The sequence below is a fragment of the Streptomyces violaceusniger Tu 4113 genome (assembly GCF_000147815.2).
GTDB classification, from domain to species: Bacteria; Actinomycetota; Actinomycetes; order Streptomycetales; family Streptomycetaceae; genus Streptomyces; species Streptomyces violaceusniger_A.
This window is the reverse complement of the sequence record NC_015957.1, coordinates 6325115-6341793: the sequence shown is the minus strand read 5'-3', so window position 1 is coordinate 6341793 and position 16679 is coordinate 6325115. Positions and strand designations below refer to the sequence as shown.

The 16679-nt window shown below is 73.2% G+C and carries 15 protein-coding genes and 1 pseudogene; 6 read left to right on the top strand and 10 right to left on the bottom strand.

Going from position 1 to position 16679, the window contains the following annotated elements; genetic code table 11:
* Positions 1–98 precede the first annotated feature (98 nt).
* Positions 99–1403 carry a GAF domain-containing protein gene (locus STRVI_RS25760; RefSeq protein ID WP_014058564.1) on the bottom strand — a complete coding sequence of 435 codons (1305 nt, stop codon included), beginning with the start codon at positions 1401–1403 and terminating at the stop codon, positions 99–101.
* 158 nt (positions 1404–1561) lie between these two features.
* The gene (locus tag STRVI_RS25755) at positions 1562–4012 is read right to left on the bottom strand and encodes a SpoIIE family protein phosphatase (protein ID WP_014058563.1); all 2451 of its coding nucleotides are present in this window, start codon (positions 4010–4012) and stop codon (positions 1562–1564) included.
* A 139-nt stretch (positions 4013–4151) separates the two neighbouring features.
* Here STRVI_RS25755 and STRVI_RS25750 point away from each other — a divergent pair, with 139 nt between their 5' ends.
* Both STRVI_RS25750 and STRVI_RS25745 read left to right on the top strand, forming a co-directional pair.
* The gene (locus STRVI_RS25750) at positions 4152–4622 is read left to right on the top strand and encodes a molybdopterin dinucleotide binding domain-containing protein (RefSeq protein ID WP_050993753.1); all 471 of its coding nucleotides are present in this window, start codon (positions 4152–4154) and stop codon (positions 4620–4622) included.
* Positions 4623–4692: 70 nt separating this feature from the next.
* Positions 4693–5595 carry a hypothetical protein gene (locus STRVI_RS25745; protein ID WP_014058562.1) on the top strand — a complete coding sequence of 301 codons (903 nt, stop codon included), beginning with the start codon at positions 4693–4695 and terminating at the stop codon, positions 5593–5595.
* Between the two features lie 40 nt (positions 5596–5635).
* On the opposite strand, the gene STRVI_RS25740 is transcribed toward STRVI_RS25745, so the two are convergent.
* The 6 genes from STRVI_RS25740 to STRVI_RS25715 all read right to left on the bottom strand — a co-directional run bounded on the left by STRVI_RS25740 (position 5636) and on the right by STRVI_RS25715 (position 11610).
* Positions 5636–5884: a DUF5133 domain-containing protein gene (locus STRVI_RS25740; RefSeq protein WP_014058561.1), complete on the bottom strand. Its 249-nt coding sequence runs from the start codon at positions 5882–5884 to the stop codon at positions 5636–5638.
* Positions 5885–6032: 148 nt separating this feature from the next.
* On the bottom strand, positions 6033–7559 hold the full coding sequence (locus STRVI_RS25735; RefSeq protein WP_014058560.1) for an FAD-dependent oxidoreductase: 1527 nt from the start codon (positions 7557–7559) through the stop codon (positions 6033–6035).
* A gap of 52 nt (positions 7560–7611) precedes the next feature.
* Positions 7612–8142, bottom strand: coding sequence for a hypothetical protein (locus tag STRVI_RS25730; RefSeq protein WP_014058559.1), 531 nt, complete (start codon positions 8140–8142; stop codon positions 7612–7614).
* 111 nt (positions 8143–8253) lie between these two features.
* Complete coding sequence (locus tag STRVI_RS47120) at positions 8254–9579, bottom strand: ANTAR domain-containing protein (protein WP_014058558.1); 1326 nt, start codon at positions 9577–9579, stop codon at positions 8254–8256.
* Between the two features lie 99 nt (positions 9580–9678).
* On the bottom strand, positions 9679–11133 hold the full coding sequence (locus STRVI_RS25720) for a serine hydrolase domain-containing protein (RefSeq protein WP_014058557.1): 1455 nt from the start codon (positions 11131–11133) through the stop codon (positions 9679–9681).
* A gap of 105 nt (positions 11134–11238) precedes the next feature.
* Complete coding sequence (locus STRVI_RS25715) at positions 11239–11610, bottom strand: VOC family protein (protein ID WP_014058556.1); 372 nt, start codon at positions 11608–11610, stop codon at positions 11239–11241.
* Between the two features lie 116 nt (positions 11611–11726).
* Here STRVI_RS25715 and STRVI_RS25710 point away from each other — a divergent pair, with 116 nt between their 5' ends.
* The 4 genes and pseudogenes from STRVI_RS25710 (at position 11727) to rpsR (ending at position 13653) form a co-directional block, all read left to right on the top strand.
* The gene (locus STRVI_RS25710) at positions 11727–12827 is read left to right on the top strand and encodes an enoyl-CoA hydratase/isomerase family protein (RefSeq protein ID WP_014058555.1); all 1101 of its coding nucleotides are present in this window, start codon (positions 11727–11729) and stop codon (positions 12825–12827) included.
* A gap of 79 nt (positions 12828–12906) precedes the next feature.
* Positions 12907–13149, top strand: coding sequence for a type B 50S ribosomal protein L31 (locus STRVI_RS25705; protein ID WP_014058554.1), 243 nt, complete (start codon positions 12907–12909; stop codon positions 13147–13149).
* A pseudogene (locus STRVI_RS54795) lies at positions 13146–13481 on the top strand (cobalamin biosynthesis protein CobW); the annotation flags it as partial. The gene STRVI_RS25705 and the pseudogene STRVI_RS54795, both read left to right, overlap by 4 nt.
* Entirely contained in the window at positions 13369–13653 is a 285-nt protein-coding gene (gene rpsR, locus STRVI_RS25700; RefSeq protein ID WP_014058553.1) for a 30S ribosomal protein S18, read from the top strand. The pseudogene STRVI_RS54795 and the gene rpsR, both read left to right, overlap by 113 nt.
* Before the next feature lie 4 nt (positions 13654–13657).
* On the opposite strand, the gene STRVI_RS25695 is transcribed toward rpsR, so the two are convergent.
* Both STRVI_RS25695 and STRVI_RS25690 read right to left on the bottom strand, forming a co-directional pair.
* Positions 13658–15034, bottom strand: a complete 1377-nt coding sequence (locus tag STRVI_RS25695; protein WP_014058552.1) for an MFS transporter — start codon at positions 15032–15034, stop codon at positions 13658–13660.
* A 122-nt stretch (positions 15035–15156) separates the two neighbouring features.
* Positions 15157–16674 (bottom strand): mannitol dehydrogenase family protein, encoded by a 1518-nt coding sequence (locus STRVI_RS25690; RefSeq protein WP_014058551.1) that lies wholly within the window; start codon positions 16672–16674, stop codon positions 15157–15159.
* Between the last annotated feature and the right edge of the window lie 5 nt (positions 16675–16679).

Genomic DNA, 16679 nt, shown 5'->3' with positions numbered 1-16679 from the left:
CTACGCCGCGTGGGCGACCGAGCACGGTCGACCGTCGACAGGGGGCACCTCCCAGCGGTAGCTGGCGGAGACGAGGCGCTCCGGAGGCGAACCGAGCCTCATAAAGAGGGGCGGCGTAGCCGCGCGATGGCCGGGGCCGAGCTGAAGGGGAGCAGTTCGGCGGGGTGGTCCGGGCTTGCCACGTCGATGCGGACGCTGTCGGCGATGCGGTAGGGGCGGTGCGCCAGCACCGCCCCGATGCGCCCGCGCAGCCGGGACATCGCGGCCCGTACGGTCACCGTCCGCGTCGGGTCCCCGAACAGGTCCTCGGCCAGTTGTGCGGCCGTCCGCCCCTCGGGGTGCGCGGCGAGCAGCAGCAGCACCTCGGCCTGGCGGGCGCTGAGTTCATGCGTCCAGGCGCCCGACGGGCCCGAGAAGGTCAGGGTCCAGCGGTGCGGATGACGTACGTCCAGCAGCAGATCGCCCCAGCCGGCCGTACCGCCCCCCTCGGCGGGCTCGCCGTCCAGCACCCGCAGCAGATGGCCGCCGGGCAGCGGTTCCACCGCGCACGCGCCGAGCGCCGGCAGCCAGACCGGCCCCTCGTACGGCGCCTTCGGCAGCAACAGCCGGCGCTCGCCCGGGGTCACCCCGGTGACGCCGGCGATCCAGCCGTGGTGATCGACCACGACGGCCTTGCCGCGGATCCGCGCCAGGAGCGGGGCGGCGACGGCGCGCAGGCCCTCCAGATCCCGGCTGTGGGCGAGGCGCAGTTCGCCCTCGGCCCACCGGGCGGTCGCGGTGACCAGGGAGAGCACCGTCGGATGGGCGGTCCCGGCGGGGCCGCTGACGTCGATGACGCCCAGCAGCCGTCCGTCCCGCGGGTCGTGGACGGGGGCGGCCGCGCAGCTCCACGTGTGGAAGGCGCTCACGAAATGCTCCGCGGAATGCACCCTTACGGGGGACTTCACGGCCAGCGCGGTGCCGATTCCGCTGGTCCCGGCGACGTCCTCGGCCCAATGCGAACCCTCCACGAGCGCGATGCCGTCGGCCTGCCGGCGGACGCCCCGATGGCCGTCGAGCCACAGGATCCGGCCCTCCGCATCGGCGATGATCATGATGTGGCCGGCCGCCTCCGCCGCCTCCAGCAGCCCGTTGTGCAGGGTGGGCAGCACCTCGGCCAGCCGGGTCTGCCGCCTCCGCAGCTCCAGCTCGTCCAGGCCCAGCGGCCGCGGGGCGCGGCCGCGATCCGGGTCGAGGCCCAGGCGCAGCATCCGGTCCCAGGAGGCGCCGATCACGGGGCGGGCGGGCAGCGGAAGCCGTCCCCGGCTCAGCGCCGCCTCGCGGATCACCGCCATGAGACGGGCCGATTCGGCGGGGCTCAGCGCGGCCAGGGGGCCGGTGTCGCGTGGGTGCTGGGAACGCATGGATGGCAGCCTTCAGCCTCTGCTGAGCGGGGCTTCGTTGCTCCGCGATTGTAGTGAAGCCGTGCGGCGGGAGCTGCTGCCGTGAAGCCGTCCGGTGGCGCTCGCCGTCGTGAAGCCTCGCGCCATGGGCCCCCTGAAGAACCTCCGTCACGACGCTCCTACAGCGTCGGCACGGCCAGCTCGGCCCAGATGGTCTTGCCCGTGGCGGTCTGCCGGGTGCCCCAGCTCTCGGTGAGCTGGGCCACCAGCAGCAGTCCGCGGCCGCCTTCGTCGAAGGTGCGGGCCCGGCGCAGATGCGGTGAGGTACCGCTGCCGTCGGAGACCTCGCAGATCAGCGCCCGGTCGTGGATCAGGCGCAGTTTGATGGGCGGCGTGGCATGCCGGATGGCGTTGGTGACCAGCTCGCTGACCACCAACTCCCCGGTGAACGCGGCCTCTTCGAAACCCCACGCGGTCAGCCGTTCCACGGCGTCCCGGCGGGCTCGGGCCACCACGGCCGGGTCGTTCGGCAGCTCCCAGGTGGCTACGTGGTCCGTGCTCAGTCCCCGGGTGCGGGCCAGGAGCAGGGCGACGTCGTCGGTGGGGTGGCCGGGAAGCAGCTTGGCCAGCACCGTCCGGCACAGGCAGTCCAGCGAGTCGGCGGGCCGGGCGAGCGTGCGGCGCAGGGTGTCGATCGCCTCGTCGACGTCCTGGCCGCGGGCCTCGATCAGACCGTCGGTGTACAGGGCCAGCAGGCTGCCCTCCGGCAGTTCGAGGTCGACCGCCTCGAACGGCAGGCTCCCCAGCCCCAGCGGCGGTCCGCTGGGCAGGTCGAGGAGGGTGGCGGTGCCGTCGGGCGTGACCAGCACGGGCGGTGGATGCCCGGCTCGGGCCAGGGAGCAGCGGCGGGAGACCGGGTCGTAGACCGCGTACAGACAGGTGGCGCCGAGCTGTGCGTAGGCCGCCTCCGGATCGCCGGCGCCGCTCTCCGACTCGGCGGTGAGATGGTTGATCAGGTCGTCCAGATGAGTGAGCAGCTCATCGGGGGGCAGATCGACGTCGGCGAGGGTGCGCACCGCCGTCCGCAGCCGCCCCATGGCCGCCGACGCCTGGACGCCATGGCCCACCACATCGCCGACGACCAGGGCGACCCGTGCGCCCGCCAGCCGGATGACGTCGAACCAGTCGCCGCCCACCCCGGACCGGGAGTCGGCCGGCCGATAGCTGGACGCCAGCCCCACCGCGGCGCTCGGGGGCAGGGTGCGCGGCAGCAGACTGCGCTGCAGGGCCAGCGCGGTGTGCCGCTCATGGGTGTACCGCCGGGCGTTGTCGACGCAGACGGCGGCCCTGGCCGTCATCTCCTCGGCGAGCAGCAGATCGTCCTGCTCGAACGGCTCGGGGCGGCGGTGCCGGGAGAAGGTGGCCACGCCGAGGGTGACACCGCGCGCCCGCATCGGAACGGCCATCGTCGAATGGAACCCGAACCGGCGGGTCATGGCGGCCCGGTCCGGGTCCTCGTCGGCCCACCGGGCGACGGCGGGGTCGGTGACCCGGTGCAGCATCCCCCGCTCGGCCTTCAGGCATTCGGCCGCGGGGGAGAAGTCGGGGTAGGCGGCCACCTGCCCCGGCCGCAGCACGGCCTCCGGGCAGCCCGCGAAGACCGACTGGGCGGCGACTCGGCGCAGCAGCACATGGCCGCCCGGCGGGCCGGGGCGCGGTTCGTCCCCGTCGTGCACGGTGGGCAGCAGATCGACGGTCACGAAGTCGGCGAGCGCCGGGACGGCCACATCGGCCAGCTCCTGCGCGGTCCGGTCGATGTCCAGCGTGCTGCCGATCCGGACGCTGGCCTCGTTGAGCAGCGTCAGCCGCTGCCGGGCGGTCCGCGGGCCGGTCATGTCATGAGCGGACAGGATCACGCCCGCCACCCGGCCCTCGTCGTCGAGCAGCGGGGCGAAGTCGTTGGACCAGGCGAGGGGGCGGGGGTGGCCGGGTATGGGTGTGGTCAGATCCAGATCCCGCTGCTCGCCCGTCTCCAGCACCCGGCGCATCGTCCGCTCGGCCGCCTCGGATTCGGGGCCGGGCAGGAGCTCCGGCAGCCGCAGCCCGCGCATCTCCTCCTGGTCCAGGCCCATCACCCGCTCCAGGTCGTGATTGGCCCAGCGCAGCCGCAGCCCGGGGTCGTAGACCGCCATCGTGCAGGGCCCCTGGAGGAAGGCGCGCCGCACCAGTTCCTCGTCGTCGACGGTGTGCACGGGGCGCGGCAGGGCGGAGACGACCAGCCACTCGGGGGCCCCGGCGGCCGAGGTGCGGCGGTGCGCCAGCAGCCCCAGCTCCACGGCGGAGCCATCGCGGCGCAGCAGGGTGGCCCGCCCGTTCAGCCGGGCGGGCGGGGAGGGGGAGCGCAGCGCGGCCAGCACCTCGGCGCGGGTGGGCGAGGTGTCGTGGAGCAGATCGGCCGCGGCCCTGCCCACGATCTCGGCGGGGCGGTAGCCGAGCAGCCCTCGGGCCGCCTCGTTCCACTGGGTGACGATGCCGTGCCCGTCGACCGTGGCCTTGGCGGTGGCCCCGTTGCCGGGGAGATCGCCCGACCGGACGGACCGCTCGTCCCGCGGGGTGTCCGGTCGCGTCATGGTGTCATCTCAACCCTTGCCCCGGATCTTCCGCCATGGGCGCATGAAGGGGGTGACGATCCACCGTGGCGCCCTTGGCGGAGAGTGAACCAATGGTCGCGCCTTCAAGTATGCCCACGGTAAGAGGGGTCGGCACACGCTGCGCGGGGATCCGGACCCGGACCCGGAGCCGGATGCCGAGCACCCTGACCCCTACCCCTCTCACCTCGTCGCCAACAACCCCGCCACCCGGCTGCACAGCCAACTCGACCACGGTGAGCTGAGCGCGTCGTCGAAGGTCGCGGGCCGCGAGCCGGTCCGGCTGCACCCGCGGGACGCCGCGACGCTGAGGCTGCGGGACGGCGACGCGCTGATCCGCAGCGCCGTCGGCAGTTGCCTGGCCGGAGTGGTGATCAGCGACGCGGTACGGCCCGGAGTGGTCCAGCTCGCCACGGGCGCCTGGTGGGCCCCCTCCGCCCTCGAGGTGGCCACCTGCGTCCACGGCAACCCCAACGCCGCCGGCCATGGCATCGGCACCTCGCGGCTCGCCCAGGGGTGCACCGGCCAACTCACCCGCGTCGCCCTCGAACGCCACGACGGCCCCTTGCCCCCGGTCCACGCCCACGGGTAGCTGTCGCCCACCGCTGGTACTGTCCCGGATCACAGAGAAACGAACAGAAGTTCTGCAAGGGGTGGGATATATGGCCATGGGCGTATATGGGGGACATGGCAGAGGCACTCGCGCGGCCGGTGCCATGCTCGCCGCCGTGCTGCTCTGCGGCTGTGCGGTCGGCTGCGGTTCGTCCGGGGCGGACGGGAAGCCGGAGGGCAAGGCGGGGGAGAAGTCCTCGGAGCAGGTGCGGATGGCCCCGGCGGCGGCCGTGCGGGCGGCCGCGAAGAAGAGCGAGAAGCTCACCTCGTTCCGCTACCGGATGACCGGGCGCACCCCCGAGGACGGGCGGATCGAGGGCGAGGCGGCGATGAGCACCAAGCCCGTCGCGGTCCGGATGACGATGCGCGCGGTGGGCCAGGGCACCGACGCGGCGGTGGAGATCCGGATGGTCGACGGGGCGATGTACCTCGACGGGGGCAAGGAGGCCGCCGGCGAGCTGAACGGGAAGAGCTGGCTCAAGCTGGACCTCTCGGCCCTGGGCGAGAAGGCGACCGGCGCGCTGGGCGGCGGTTCGTTCTCCCGCCAGGCCGACAAGAACCCGGCCGACGACTCGGCCTTCCTCTCCGGCGCCGACGATGTGAAGCGGGTTGGCGAGGAGACCATCGACGGGGTGCGCACGACGCACTACCGGGGCACCATCACCGTCCCCCAGATGCGCGAGAGCCTCGAGGGCGAGGACGCGGCGACCCGCAAGCGCCGCGAGAAGAGCCTCAAGGCGTACGAGGAGATGGGGGTCGACCGGCTGTCCATGGACATGTGGATCGACCCGGACGGCCACACCAAGCGGTTCCGGATGCGCGGCGAGGGGAACAAGGGCCCGCTCGACATGACCATCACCTTCTCCGGCCTCAATGAGCCGGTCACGGTGAAGGCGCCGCCCGCCAACCAGACCATGGACCTCGCCGAGCTGGCTCAGGGGATCGAGGGCTGATCCGGCGGCGGCGCCTCCACCGTGGGTGGCGCGGCGGGCTTCAGCCGCCCGATGTGCCCGCCCCGGCCGTGAGGGCCGAGTCGTCCTCCACGCGGGCGCCGGGCAGCCGGTGCCGGGCGGCGATGAGGGCGGCGTCCACATCCCGCGTCCCGGTGGAGACGCACAGGGTGTAGGCGAGGTCGTCCATCCGCTGTCGTACCTCGGTGCCGCCCGATTCGGCGTGCAGCATCCGCAGCGTCTCGTACTGCTCGATGAGGTTCTGAAGTACGACCGGGTGGGCCATCAGCACGGCAGTGGTCCTTTCTCAGCCGGAGAGGTGACGCCAACGCATGTACCCCCATGGCCCGAGGCCATGTGCGTTTCTCGTCAGAGGTCGCCGGGCGGATGCCGCGGGGGGCAGGCGTCGCGGGGATCAGCGGGGGCAGGCGTCGCGGGGATCAGAGGTCGCGCTGCTCCAGGGGCCGGTTGGCCGGGCCCTGGAGCACCCGGCCGTCGGTTCCGAAGCGGGAGCCGTGGCAGGGGCACTCCCAGGCCCGCTCGGCGGCGTTGAACGCGACGAGGCAGCCCAGATGAGTGCAGCGGGCCGAGACCGTGTGGGCCGTGCCGTCCTCGTCCCGGTACACGGCGCAGTGCCGCCCGTTCACACGGACCAGGGCCCCGGTGCCCGGGGCGATCCGGTCGACCGAGCCGGCCTGCGGGGCGCTCAGCCGGTCGCCGATGAAATGCCGCCCGACCTGGGCCTGGTGGCCGAGCAGCGCCGGGGCCTCGCGCAGCACGGCCCGCAGTCGCCGCGGGTCGTACAGCCCGGCCCACGGCGGCCGTTCACCGCAGATGAGCGCCGTGAGCAGCCGGCCCGCCATGATGCCGCCGCTCAGGCCCCACCCGGCGAAGCCCGTCGCGACATAGGTGTGGCGCGCGCCGGGGTGGAAGGGGCCGACCATCGGCACGCTGTCGGTGGGGTCGTTGTCCTGGGCGGCCCAGCGGTGGGTGATCTCCACGCCGGGGAAGCGCTCCCGGGTCCAGCCGGCCAGCCGCTCGAAGCGCTCGTGGGTGTCCCCGGTGCCGGGTGTGAAGGACTCCCCGGTCACGATCAGCAGCCGCTTCCCGTCGCCGTACGGCGCGGTGCGCACCGATCGGGTGTGATTCTCCGGCGTGATGTACGCGCCCCGGGGGTCCCGCTCGGCGGGGAGAGGCGCGGCCACGACGAGTTCGCGGCGCGGCGAGAGCCGGGTGAACAGCAGCGCCCGGTCGAACACCGGATAGTGGGTGGCGATCACCACGTCCCCGGCCGTCACCACCGCCCCGCTCTGCGTGGTGACGCGGCAGGGGGCGCCCTCCACCAGGCCGGTGGCGCGGGTGTGCTCGTGGATCCGCCCGCCGTGGGCGCGCAGATCCTCGGCGAGCGCGAGGAGGTAGCCGCGCGGATGGAACTGCGCCCCTCCCTCGACCCGGATCGCGCCCGCGACCGGGTAGGGCAGCCCGGTCTCCGTCACATACGAGGCGGGCAGCCCCGCCTCATAGGCGGCGTCCACCTCGGCGCGGATGGTGTCCGTGCGCGCCGGGTCCTCGGTGTACGTGTAGGCCGGGACGTGCTCCAGATCGCAGTCGATACCGAGTTCGGCCGTGATCGCCACCGCCCGCTCGACGGCGTCGGACTGCGACCGCGCGTACATCCGTGCGCCCTCCGGGCCACGGGTGCGGCGCAGCCGGTCGTAGATGAGCCCATGCAGCGCCGTGAGCTTGGCGGTGGTGTGGCCGGTGACACCCGCGGCGATCCGGTCCGCCTCCAGCACCGCCACCCGGTGCCCGGCGCGGGTCAGCTCCCATGCGGTGCTCAGCCCCGCGATGCCCGCGCCGACCACGGCGACATCGACCTCCAGGTCCGAGGTCAGGGCCGGGTGGGGGGTGCCGGGCGGCGCGGTGTCCAGCCAGTACGACTCGGGCACACCTGGAAGGTCACTCACCCCTCCCGAGTGCCCGCCGGCGACCGACCGAAGCGGATGGGCCTGACGTGGCCTACGCCGGGTCGTCGGCCGAGATCAGCGCCGAGGCGGCCCGGGAGTGCAGCGAGTCCAGGGCCGTGAGCTGCTGACCGGACCGCTCCAGCAGCTCGGCGAGGCGGCCCGTCTGCAGCCGCGTGTCATGAACGGCCACGGCGAGCAGCGAGCGCCACAGCAGCGCCTTGCCCTCCACGCCCACCCGGAGCGCCTCCAGCCCCACCAGCGTGTTCACCCCCGAACGCCGCCGCGGCCGGCCGCCCGGCGTCAGCCGTGCGGCGCGCTCGGCCGCCCGCGCCGCACGCACCTTGCCGCGGCGGACGGAGACGTCGAGCGAGGCCATGCACCACAGCAGTGACCTGCGGTCCTGGACGAACTCCGCCGTGAGCCTCGCCAGTTCGCCACCGTAGGCCGAGCGCCGGTGCCTGCGGGTCATCCGGCGGGCCAGCCCGACCGCCGCGGTGGCGGCGGCCAGGTGGTCGTTGAGGTAGATCCCCAGCCATGGCGGCGCGTGGCTGCCGCCGGAGCGGGGCGCGGCCGGTACAGCCATGGTCGTCCTCCCGACGCCGGGCCCCGAGCAGCGGTGTCACGACCCTGCCGGGTACCCCCTGGGCGGACTCCCAAGAGACGACCGCCGGGGCGCCGCTTCCCGGGCCGATCGTCAGGGAGCCGCTTCGGGGTCCGGCTGCCGAGGGGCCGCTTCGGGGCCCGACGCCCCGGGAGCCGGTTCGGGGTCCGCGCCCTGGGCGCGCTGATGCAGATCTTCGAGCGCGTCCAGCACGACGGTGCGCTCATGCCACTCCAGCCACAGCCCCGCCCGGGTGGCCAACTGGTGGAGTATCCCGGCCTCGGCGTTGGTCAGGCTGCGCCCCGCCTGGGAGACGTGGACCGAGAACACCCCGACGACCCGCCGGGAGGCGCCGGTCATGGGGATGCTGTGCGCGGTACGGGAGCCGGTCGCCAGGATGACCTCGCGGGCGGTGTCGGAGAAGACGGGGTCGGTGGCGATGTCCGCCGTCACCGGCCGGGCGCGGGCCGCCGCCGTCGCACACGAGGTCTCGCCCTCGCCGACATGGGCGAAGAAGTCGAGGAACTCCCTGCCGAACCCGTGGTGCTGTTCCATCCGCAGCCCGCTCACCGGGTCCGCCAGTTGCACATCGCCCATCTCGGAGCCCACCACCTCCAGGGCTCGGCTCAGCACCCTCTTCACCACCGTGCCGCGGTTGACCTTGCCGGGCCGCACACCCGGCAGGAACGGCAGCGCGGGGGCCTCCTCGGGGGCGCGCTCCGGAAACCACAGCGGACTGTCCGGATCGGGCCGGTCCACGCGCAGCAGCGCGGCCGCCAGGGTCCGCAGTTTGACGTTGTGCGTCTGTGAACTGCGCTGGAGCAGGGTGAACGCCGTCTGCGGATCGGGCAGCCGGTAGCGCTCCCGCAGTACGCCCTGCGCCTGTGCGATCAGCGGGTGCGAGCGCAGTCTGGCGCGCAGATCGACGGTCTCCCGGCGCAGCCGTATCACCTCGGGCACCGCCGTCCGGCCGCCGTCCCGCGCGGCGGCGTCCGCCCTCGCCGCCGCCGCGCCGCAGGCGGCGACGGCCGCCTCGACGGTGTCGTGGAACCGGATCGTGCCGTCCACCAGCGCCAGCCGCAGCAGCCGCGCCACGGGTTCGTCGGTCCCGGCGAGGAGCAGCGCGGCACCGGCTTCGGCCAGGGCCCGCGCGCAGTGCAGCAGCCCCCGTACCCCGTCCGCCGAGATCTCCCGGACCTGTGAGAGGTCCACGATCACGGCGGCGGTGGGTCTGTCCCGGCCGACCTGCCATGCGCCGGTGAACAGGGGATGGTCCGGCCGGTCGAGGCCCCCGTCGGGGCGCAGCACCCACACCGCGCCCGCGGATCCCTCACCCGCCGCCGGGTGCGCCCGCCCGCCCGGCGTATCCCTCTGTACGCCCTGGCACTCGGCCCTGCCAGTCGCATCGATCTCGCGCATCTCAGCCTCGTTCCGCACTCCGCCCGCAAGGGGGCCTTGGTCCATCCCCGGGGGCTGCCCCGGACCAGGGCCCCACCCTTTACAGAAGGGCGGAACGCGTCAACGCGGCCCGGGCGCGCGCATGGCGTGCAGCGGGGCCCGGTGCAACGGAACCGTGCGCCACCGTGCGGTGAAGACGCGGTCCGGGAGGGAGCAGGTGACCACCAGGTGATGGGGGGTCTCCAGGAACGCCACGTCCACGGTCAGGGTGTCCGGGTCCGTCCAGCCCCCGCTCACCGCCGTGGGGACGGGCGCCCGCGGCCCCTCGTCGACCCGCCACCCCGCGCCGTCGAACCCCAGGTCCAGCCGGGACGCCTCCTCGGCCAGCGAGACGGTCCACCCACCGGAGCCGTCCTCGGCGACGGTGACCCCCGTCAGGGTCGGCTGATCCGCGCAGGCGCCGCCTTCGGGGGCGAACTCCGCGCCCGACCAGGCGTCGGGGTCCGCGAGCGGCGCGGGCTTCGCCGCGAGGGGCGGCAGGGCGAGCCGGGACAGCCGCCGCTCCAGCGCGGCGTCCTCGTCCTCGCGGCCGGTGAGCGGCGCCTCGCCGAACGCGGGCAGCAGATGCTCCCACACCGCGTCCAGAACGGCCTGCATCCGCTCCGTCTCCGCCGTCGTGGCGATCACCACGTCATGCTCGGGCAGCACCAGGCAGAACTGCCCGAACGCCCCGTCGCCCCGGTACCCGTGCCGGGACATCCAGAACTGGAATCCGTACCCCCGCCGCCAGTCCGGCCCCGAGCCATTGACCATGGCCTCCTCGGTCGCGATGTGCTCCCGCGTCGCCTCGGCGATCCAGGAGGCCGGAAGCAGCCGCTCGCCCTCCCACTCGCCGCCCCGCAGATACAGCAGCCCCAGCCGGGCGATCGCGTCGGTGGCGGCGAACAGCCCGCTGAAGCCGAGGTCACGCCCGGCCGGCACCTGCAGCCAGGCCGTCTCGCCGATGCCCAGCGGATCGAAGAGGCGTGGCCGCAGATACTCCGTCAGCGACTGCCCGGTCACCCGCTGGACGATCGCGGCGAGCGTGTACGTGGCGGGCTGGTTGTAGGCGAAGGCGGTCCCGGGCGCGTGATCCGGCGGAATCCGCAGGAAGCCGCGCACGGGTTCCTCCGGGTCCCCGCCGAACGCCCGCTCCACGGTCTCCTCGGCATGTCCGCTGGCCATGGACGCGACATGGCGGACGAGCATGGCCCGGCTGCCCGGGTCGGTGATCTCCGCCTCGAACTCGGGGAAGTACGAGATCACGGGATCGTCGAGGTTCAGCAGCCCCTCGGCGGCGGCCAGCCCCGCCGCCGTGGAGGTGAAGCTCTTGCTGAGGGAGTAGAGCAGATGCGGCCGCTCGGCGGTGTACGGCGCCCACCAGCCGGAGGCGATGAGCCGGCCGTGGCGCAGGATCATCAGACTGTGCGGCTCGATGTCCGGCGCGCCCTCGACGGCGTCGAGGAAGGCGTGGATGCCCCGCGCGTCCACGCCCTCGGCGGCGGGGGTGCTGGTGGGCAGCGGATGAGCAGTCATCAGACGGGTCCTCGGGGGTCAGTGATGGGCCGCGCCCACCCTTCCCGGCGGGGCGGCGCGTGTCCAGAGCGTTTTGTGCCGCGGCTCGCGGTGCGGAAGCGGGGATCAGCCGCGGCCGGTGTCGATGACGCAGAAGCGGTTTCCGTCCGGGTCGGCCAGGACGATGAAATCGGCGTCCGGCGGATACAGCTCCCAGCGGACCCGCCGGGCGCCGAGCGACACCAGCCGCTCGACCTCGGCGGCCTGATCGGCCGCGTCCCCCGCGTAGAGATCCAGATGGACGCGTGGGCGCCCCTGGACCGGGGTCTCGCTGCGGCCGAGCGACAGATGGGCCCCGGTGCGCCCGTCCGCGGGGACCAGCACCACCCAGTCGTCCTCGATCTCCCCGCGCGGGACGTATCCCAGGGCCCGCGCCCAGAACGCCGCCGCGCGCCGGACGTCCGAGACCCCCAGCACCACGGAACCGATCGAGAGCATGTGCCCAGTCAAGCAGAGGCGCGGCTGTCCGGGGCAGATGGCCCGTTGAGAGGATCGGCGGTGACGGATCGGTGGTGATCCGCGAACGCACAGACGCCGGAAGGACCGAACACCCCGTGACCGACTCCGTGACCGACCGCGTGACCGACTCCGTGACCGACTCCGCGATCGACGACGACGCCGTGCTGACGCGCACCGAGGGCCGCGCCGGACATCTCACCCTCAACCGCCCCCGCGCCCTCAACGCCCTCACCCCTCCGATGGTGACCCGGATCGCCGAGGCCCTCACCGACTGGGAGCGGGACCCGGCCGTCCAGGCCGTGGTGATCGGCGGGGCGGGGGAGCGCGGGCTGTGCGCCGGCGGCGACATCCGCATGATCCATCGGGATGTGACCTCGGGCGGGGGCGCGGCCTCGATGGCGTTCTGGCGCGACGAGTACACGCTCAACGCCCGGATCGCCCGCTACCCCAAGCCGTATGTGGCCCTGATGGACGGCATCGTGATGGGCGGGGGCGTCGGGGTCTCGGCCCATGGCAGCGTGCGGATCGTCACCGAGCGCTCCCGGGTGGCCATGCCCGAGACCACGATCGGCTTCGTACCGGACGTCGGCGGCACCTATCTGCTGTCCCGCGCACCGGGCGAACTGGGGACGCATCTGGCGCTCACGGGAGCGTGGGTGGGCGCCGCCGACGCGCTGCGGTGCGGGCTGGCCGACCATGTCGTCCCCTCCGAACTGCTGCCCGCGCTGACCCGGGACCTGGCCGCGGACCCGATGCCGGACGTCCTTCCCCGGTACGCGGTGGAGGCCCCGGCCGGGGCCCTGGACGGCCAGCGGGAGTGGATCGACCACTGCTACGCGGCGGACACCGTCGAGGAGATCGTGGACCGGCTGATGGCCGTCGGGGAACCGGCCGCCAAGGAGACGGCCGAGACCCTTCTCGCCAAGTCCCCCACGGCGCTGAAGGTCACGCTGGCCGCCGTGCGCGGGGCCCGGGCGCTCGATTCGCTGGAGCGCGTCCTGGAGCAGGAGTACCGCGTCTCGTGCGCGGCCCTGTCCCGCCCGGACTTCGTCGAGGGCGTCCGCGCCCAGGTGATCGACAAGGACCGCCGCCCCCGCTGGACCCCGGCCGCTCTGACCGAGGTCACCGACGCGGAGGTGGCCGGCTTCTTCGCACCGCCCGCCGACGGCGACCTCCGCCTCGCCGACACCCCGTAGCCGGACGCCCTGTCGGCGTCGATGGGCGAGAGCCGTCGACGCCGATGGGCGGACCGTCGGCGTCGGCACAGGATAAATAGTGTGCCAAGCGGCACAGCTCGTCTTCCGTGACCGGTCGGCCGACTTCGTCTTCCTCACCCGCTCCACCGCCACCAGCGACAAGTCCGTGGAGTGGCAGGACGGCAACACCTATCCGGTCATCGATGTGGAGATCTCCTCGGCGAGCCACCCCTTCTACACCGGCAACCAGCGCGTCGTGGACACCGCGGGCCGCGTCGAGCGGTTCGAGCGGCGTTACGGACGCGGACGGGGGGACCGGTGAGCGTGGCGGAGGGGCGGCTGCCCGTCGCCGTCGTCGGCGGGCTGCACGCCGACGCGCGCCGGGCGGCCGTCGAGGAGATCCTGCGCACGGTGCCCGGCTCCGTGGCGCTGCACCACGACCTGTCGTCCGCCACCGACCGCGCCGTGCGCCGCACCGTGCGCGATGCCTCGGGACTACTGGGCAGTGGCGAGGCGCCGCTGGTGAACGACTGCGCGTGCTGTGCGCTGCGCGAGGACATGGTGCCCGAACTGCTGCGCCTGGCCACCGGGGGCGGCCACCGGCTCGCGGTCGTCGAGCTGTGGCAGTCGGTCGAACCCGCTGGACAAGGCGGGGAGCACCTATATCGACTACAAGGACACCGAGCTGCTGCGGAAGTTCATCTCCGACCGTGGCAAGATACGCGGCCGCCGGGTGACCAGGGTGAGCGCGCAGCAGCAGCGCCAACTGGCCCGCGCCATCAAGAACGCGCGGGAGATGGCGCTGTTGCCCTACGGGTCGCGCTAGGAGCTCACGGGTTCACCGGATCGGTGCCGTCGGCCACGGTGTTCAGATCGCGGTCGAGGGTCTCCGGGGCCATCCGGGCGGCGACGAGGCTGACCGCCGTGACCACGGTCATGTAGATGGCGACCGGTATCCAGGATCCGGAGAACGCGGTGACGAGCGCGCTGCAGATCAGTGGTGCGACCCCGCCTCCGATCACCGAGGAGAACTCCCGGCCCAGCGTGACGCCCGCATAACGGTAGCGCTTGCCGAACAGCTCGGGGAAGTAGCTCATCTGGACGCCGACCGAGCCGTGGCAGGCCAGGATGAAGCCGATGATGATGGCCACGGTGATCGCCACATGCGATCCGGTGTTCAGCGCGATGAAGGTCGGGGCGGGCAGCAGCACCAGCGCGGCGGCGATCGTGGAGTACACCGGGCGCCGCCCGAGGCGGTCGGAGAGCGTGCCGAAGCAGATGGCCGCGAGACCGCCGCAAAGGGCCCCGATCAGCAGCACCTGGGGGATGAAGTCCTTGTCGACGCCGACGCTGGACACCAGATAGGAGGCCATGAACACCTGGTAGGTGTAGGACTGGGTGCTGATGCCGAAGTTCATGAACAGCACCAGGAGCATGGGCTTCCGGCCGTGCTGGAAGACCTCCTTGACCGGTGATGCGGGCCGCTCCTGCTGTTCTTTGAGCTCGGTGAAGACCGGGCTCTCGTTCAGCTTGCGGCGCAGGATCATGGCGATCACGGTCACGATGAGACTGCTGCCGAAGATCAGCCGCCAGCCCCAGCTCATCAGGGCGTCGTCGGGCAGGCGTTGGGCGAGGATCCAGGCCACCGCGCCCAGGGCGGTGCCCAGCGCCGCGCCCGTCATGACGAGGGAGGACAGTCTGCCGCGGCGTCCGGTGGCGGCCGTCTCGGTGAGCAGGGTGGCGCCGCCGGACTGCTCGGCCCCGGCTCCGAAGCCCTGCCCCATACGGCAGATCAGTAGCAGGATCGGGGCGAGCAGCCCCACCTCGTTGTAGGTCGGCAGCAGTCCGATGGCGAGGGTGGAGCCGCCCATCATGAGCAGGGTCGCCACCAGCACCCACTTGCGGCCCAGGCGGTCGCCGTAGCGGGAGAAGAAGAGCCCGCCGAGCGGGCGGGCGGCGAAGCCCACCGCGTAGGTGCTGAAGCTGGCCAGGATGCCCACGGACGGTGAGGCGTTGGGAAAGAACAGATCGCTGAAGATCAGTGCCGAGGCGGTGCCGTAGATGACGAAGTCGTACTGTTCGAGCGCGGTGCCGATGAGACCGGCCCAGGCGGTGCGGCGCACTGCGCGGGGGTCGGCGGGTGGTTCGGAGGGGGAGGTGGCGGGCGACGGGGGACGTGTCGTGGCGTGGGTGGGATTGCTGTCCATGATCCATGCCTCCTTGAACGGATCGATGCAGCGGAGCGGTGGAGGGAAGGGGAGAAGGGGGATGGGGGAACGGGGAGAAGGGAGACGGGGGTAGGGCGTACGGGGCCGGTGTCCGGGGAGGGTCAGCGGTGTGCGGGGACCCGGCGGGTCCCGGCGGCGTCGGCGGCCGCGGCGGCCGGCCCGTGGCGGACGATGAGGTCGATCAGCTCGGAGACCCGGGTGGCGAAGTCCGGGTGGTCCGTCAGTCCGTCGCCGAGCAGCCCGCTGTCCAGGACGGCTTCGACGAAGGACGGCCCGGATGAGGTGGCGCCGCGGCCGGCGATCGTGGCGAGGGTCTCACGGGCGGGGTCCGCCATCGCGGTGGCGTGGGGACCGGGGGAGAAGCCGGGGAGCGGTGCCACGCAGCACAGATAGGCGGCGACGGTGAGCGCCAGATGGTGGGGCATGCGGCCGGCTCGCAGGTGGAACAGGGCGGGTTCGGGGATCCGTTGGCGCAGTTTGACCGAGCCGTCCGAGCCGACCTGCCGGGTGCGGTGGCCCAGGGCGGTGTTGGCCCAGCGTTCGAAGAGCTGCCCTGCGTAGTGGTCGAGGTCGATGTCGGCGGGCACGGTAAGGGTCGGCAGATACTCGTCGTGGAGCACCGCGCGCGCGGCTTCGGCGATGAATGGCTGTGCGGTCGCGTCCGGGATGGTCTCCTGTCCGTCCAGCGCGCCGAGGTAGGCGATGAGGGAGTGGGTGCCGTTGAGCAGGCGAACCTTGAGCAGCTCGTAGGGTTCGACGTCGTCGGTGAAGAGCGCCCCGCCCGTCTCCCAGCGCGGGCGCCCGGTGGCGAAGCGGTCCTCCATCACCCACATGCTGAAGGGTTCGGCCGGCACCGGGACGGTGTCCTGTACGCCGAGGTGGGTGGCGACGGCCTCGCGGTAGGTGTCGGTGGTGGCGGGGACGATCCGGTCGACCATGGAGTTGGGGAAGGTCACCGCGGACTCCAGCCAGGGCGCGAGGTCGTCGCGTTCGGCCGCCGGGAGGGCCTGGGTGAACTCATGGACCAGCCGCCTGGTCTGCGCTCCGTTGCCCACGAGGTTGTCGCAGCTGAGCACGGTGACGGGTCGGGAGTGGGCCAGCGTGCGGCGCTGGAGGCCGCGGACGATCTGTCCGATGGTGGTCCGTGGTGGCGCGTCGCCCCGCAGGTCGGCCTGGACGGCGGGGGCATCGAGGTCGAGGCCGCCGGTGCGTGGGGAGAAGGTGTAGCCGTGTTCGGTGACGGTCAGGGTGATGACGGCCGTGGCGGGTGCCGCGAGGGCGTCGAGGACGTCGTCGGGCTGCTCGGTGGCCAGCAGGGCGCCGGTGTGTACGGCGGGGATGGTGACGCGGGTGTCGTCGGGGGAGATCTCCAGGACCGCGTAGGCCATCTCCTGGTCCCGCATCGCCCGCACCACGGTGGCGGAGCGGCTGGCGACACCGAGGATGCCCCAGGGGCCCTCGGTGTGGCGCAGTGCCGCCGCGGTGTGGACGGCCTGATGGGCGCGGTGGAAGTTGCCGAGGCCCAGGTGCACGATGCCGGTCTCGGCGGGCGGGTGCGGGAGGGTGAGGGCGGCAGCGGGGGCGGTGGCGCGGCGGAGGCGGGGGAGGTTGTGCGGCATCGGTG

Excerpts from the sequence above, each read along its gene's own strand:
- STRVI_RS25760 (WP_014058564.1), bottom strand. The coding sequence starts at position 1,403 with ATGCGTTCCCAGCACCCACGCGACACCGGCCCCCTGGCCGCGCTGAGC.
- STRVI_RS25755 (WP_014058563.1), bottom strand. The coding sequence starts at position 4,012 with ATGACGCGACCGGACACCCCGCGGGACGAGCGGTCCGTCCGGTCGGGC.
- STRVI_RS25745 (WP_014058562.1), top strand. The coding sequence starts at position 4,693 with ATGGCCATGGGCGTATATGGGGGACATGGCAGAGGCACTCGCGCGGCC.
- STRVI_RS25730 (WP_014058559.1), bottom strand. The coding sequence starts at position 8,142 with ATGGCTGTACCGGCCGCGCCCCGCTCCGGCGGCAGCCACGCGCCGCCA.
- STRVI_RS47120 (WP_014058558.1), bottom strand. The coding sequence starts at position 9,579 with ATGCGCGAGATCGATGCGACTGGCAGGGCCGAGTGCCAGGGCGTACAG.
- STRVI_RS25720 (WP_014058557.1), bottom strand. The coding sequence starts at position 11,133 with ATGACTGCTCATCCGCTGCCCACCAGCACCCCCGCCGCCGAGGGCGTG.
- STRVI_RS25715 (WP_014058556.1), bottom strand. The coding sequence starts at position 11,610 with ATGCTCTCGATCGGTTCCGTGGTGCTGGGGGTCTCGGACGTCCGGCGC.
- STRVI_RS25695 (WP_014058552.1), bottom strand. The coding sequence starts at position 15,034 with ATGGACAGCAATCCCACCCACGCCACGACACGTCCCCCGTCGCCCGCC.
- STRVI_RS25690 (WP_014058551.1), bottom strand. The coding sequence starts at position 16,674 with ATGCCGCACAACCTCCCCCGCCTCCGCCGCGCCACCGCCCCCGCTGCC.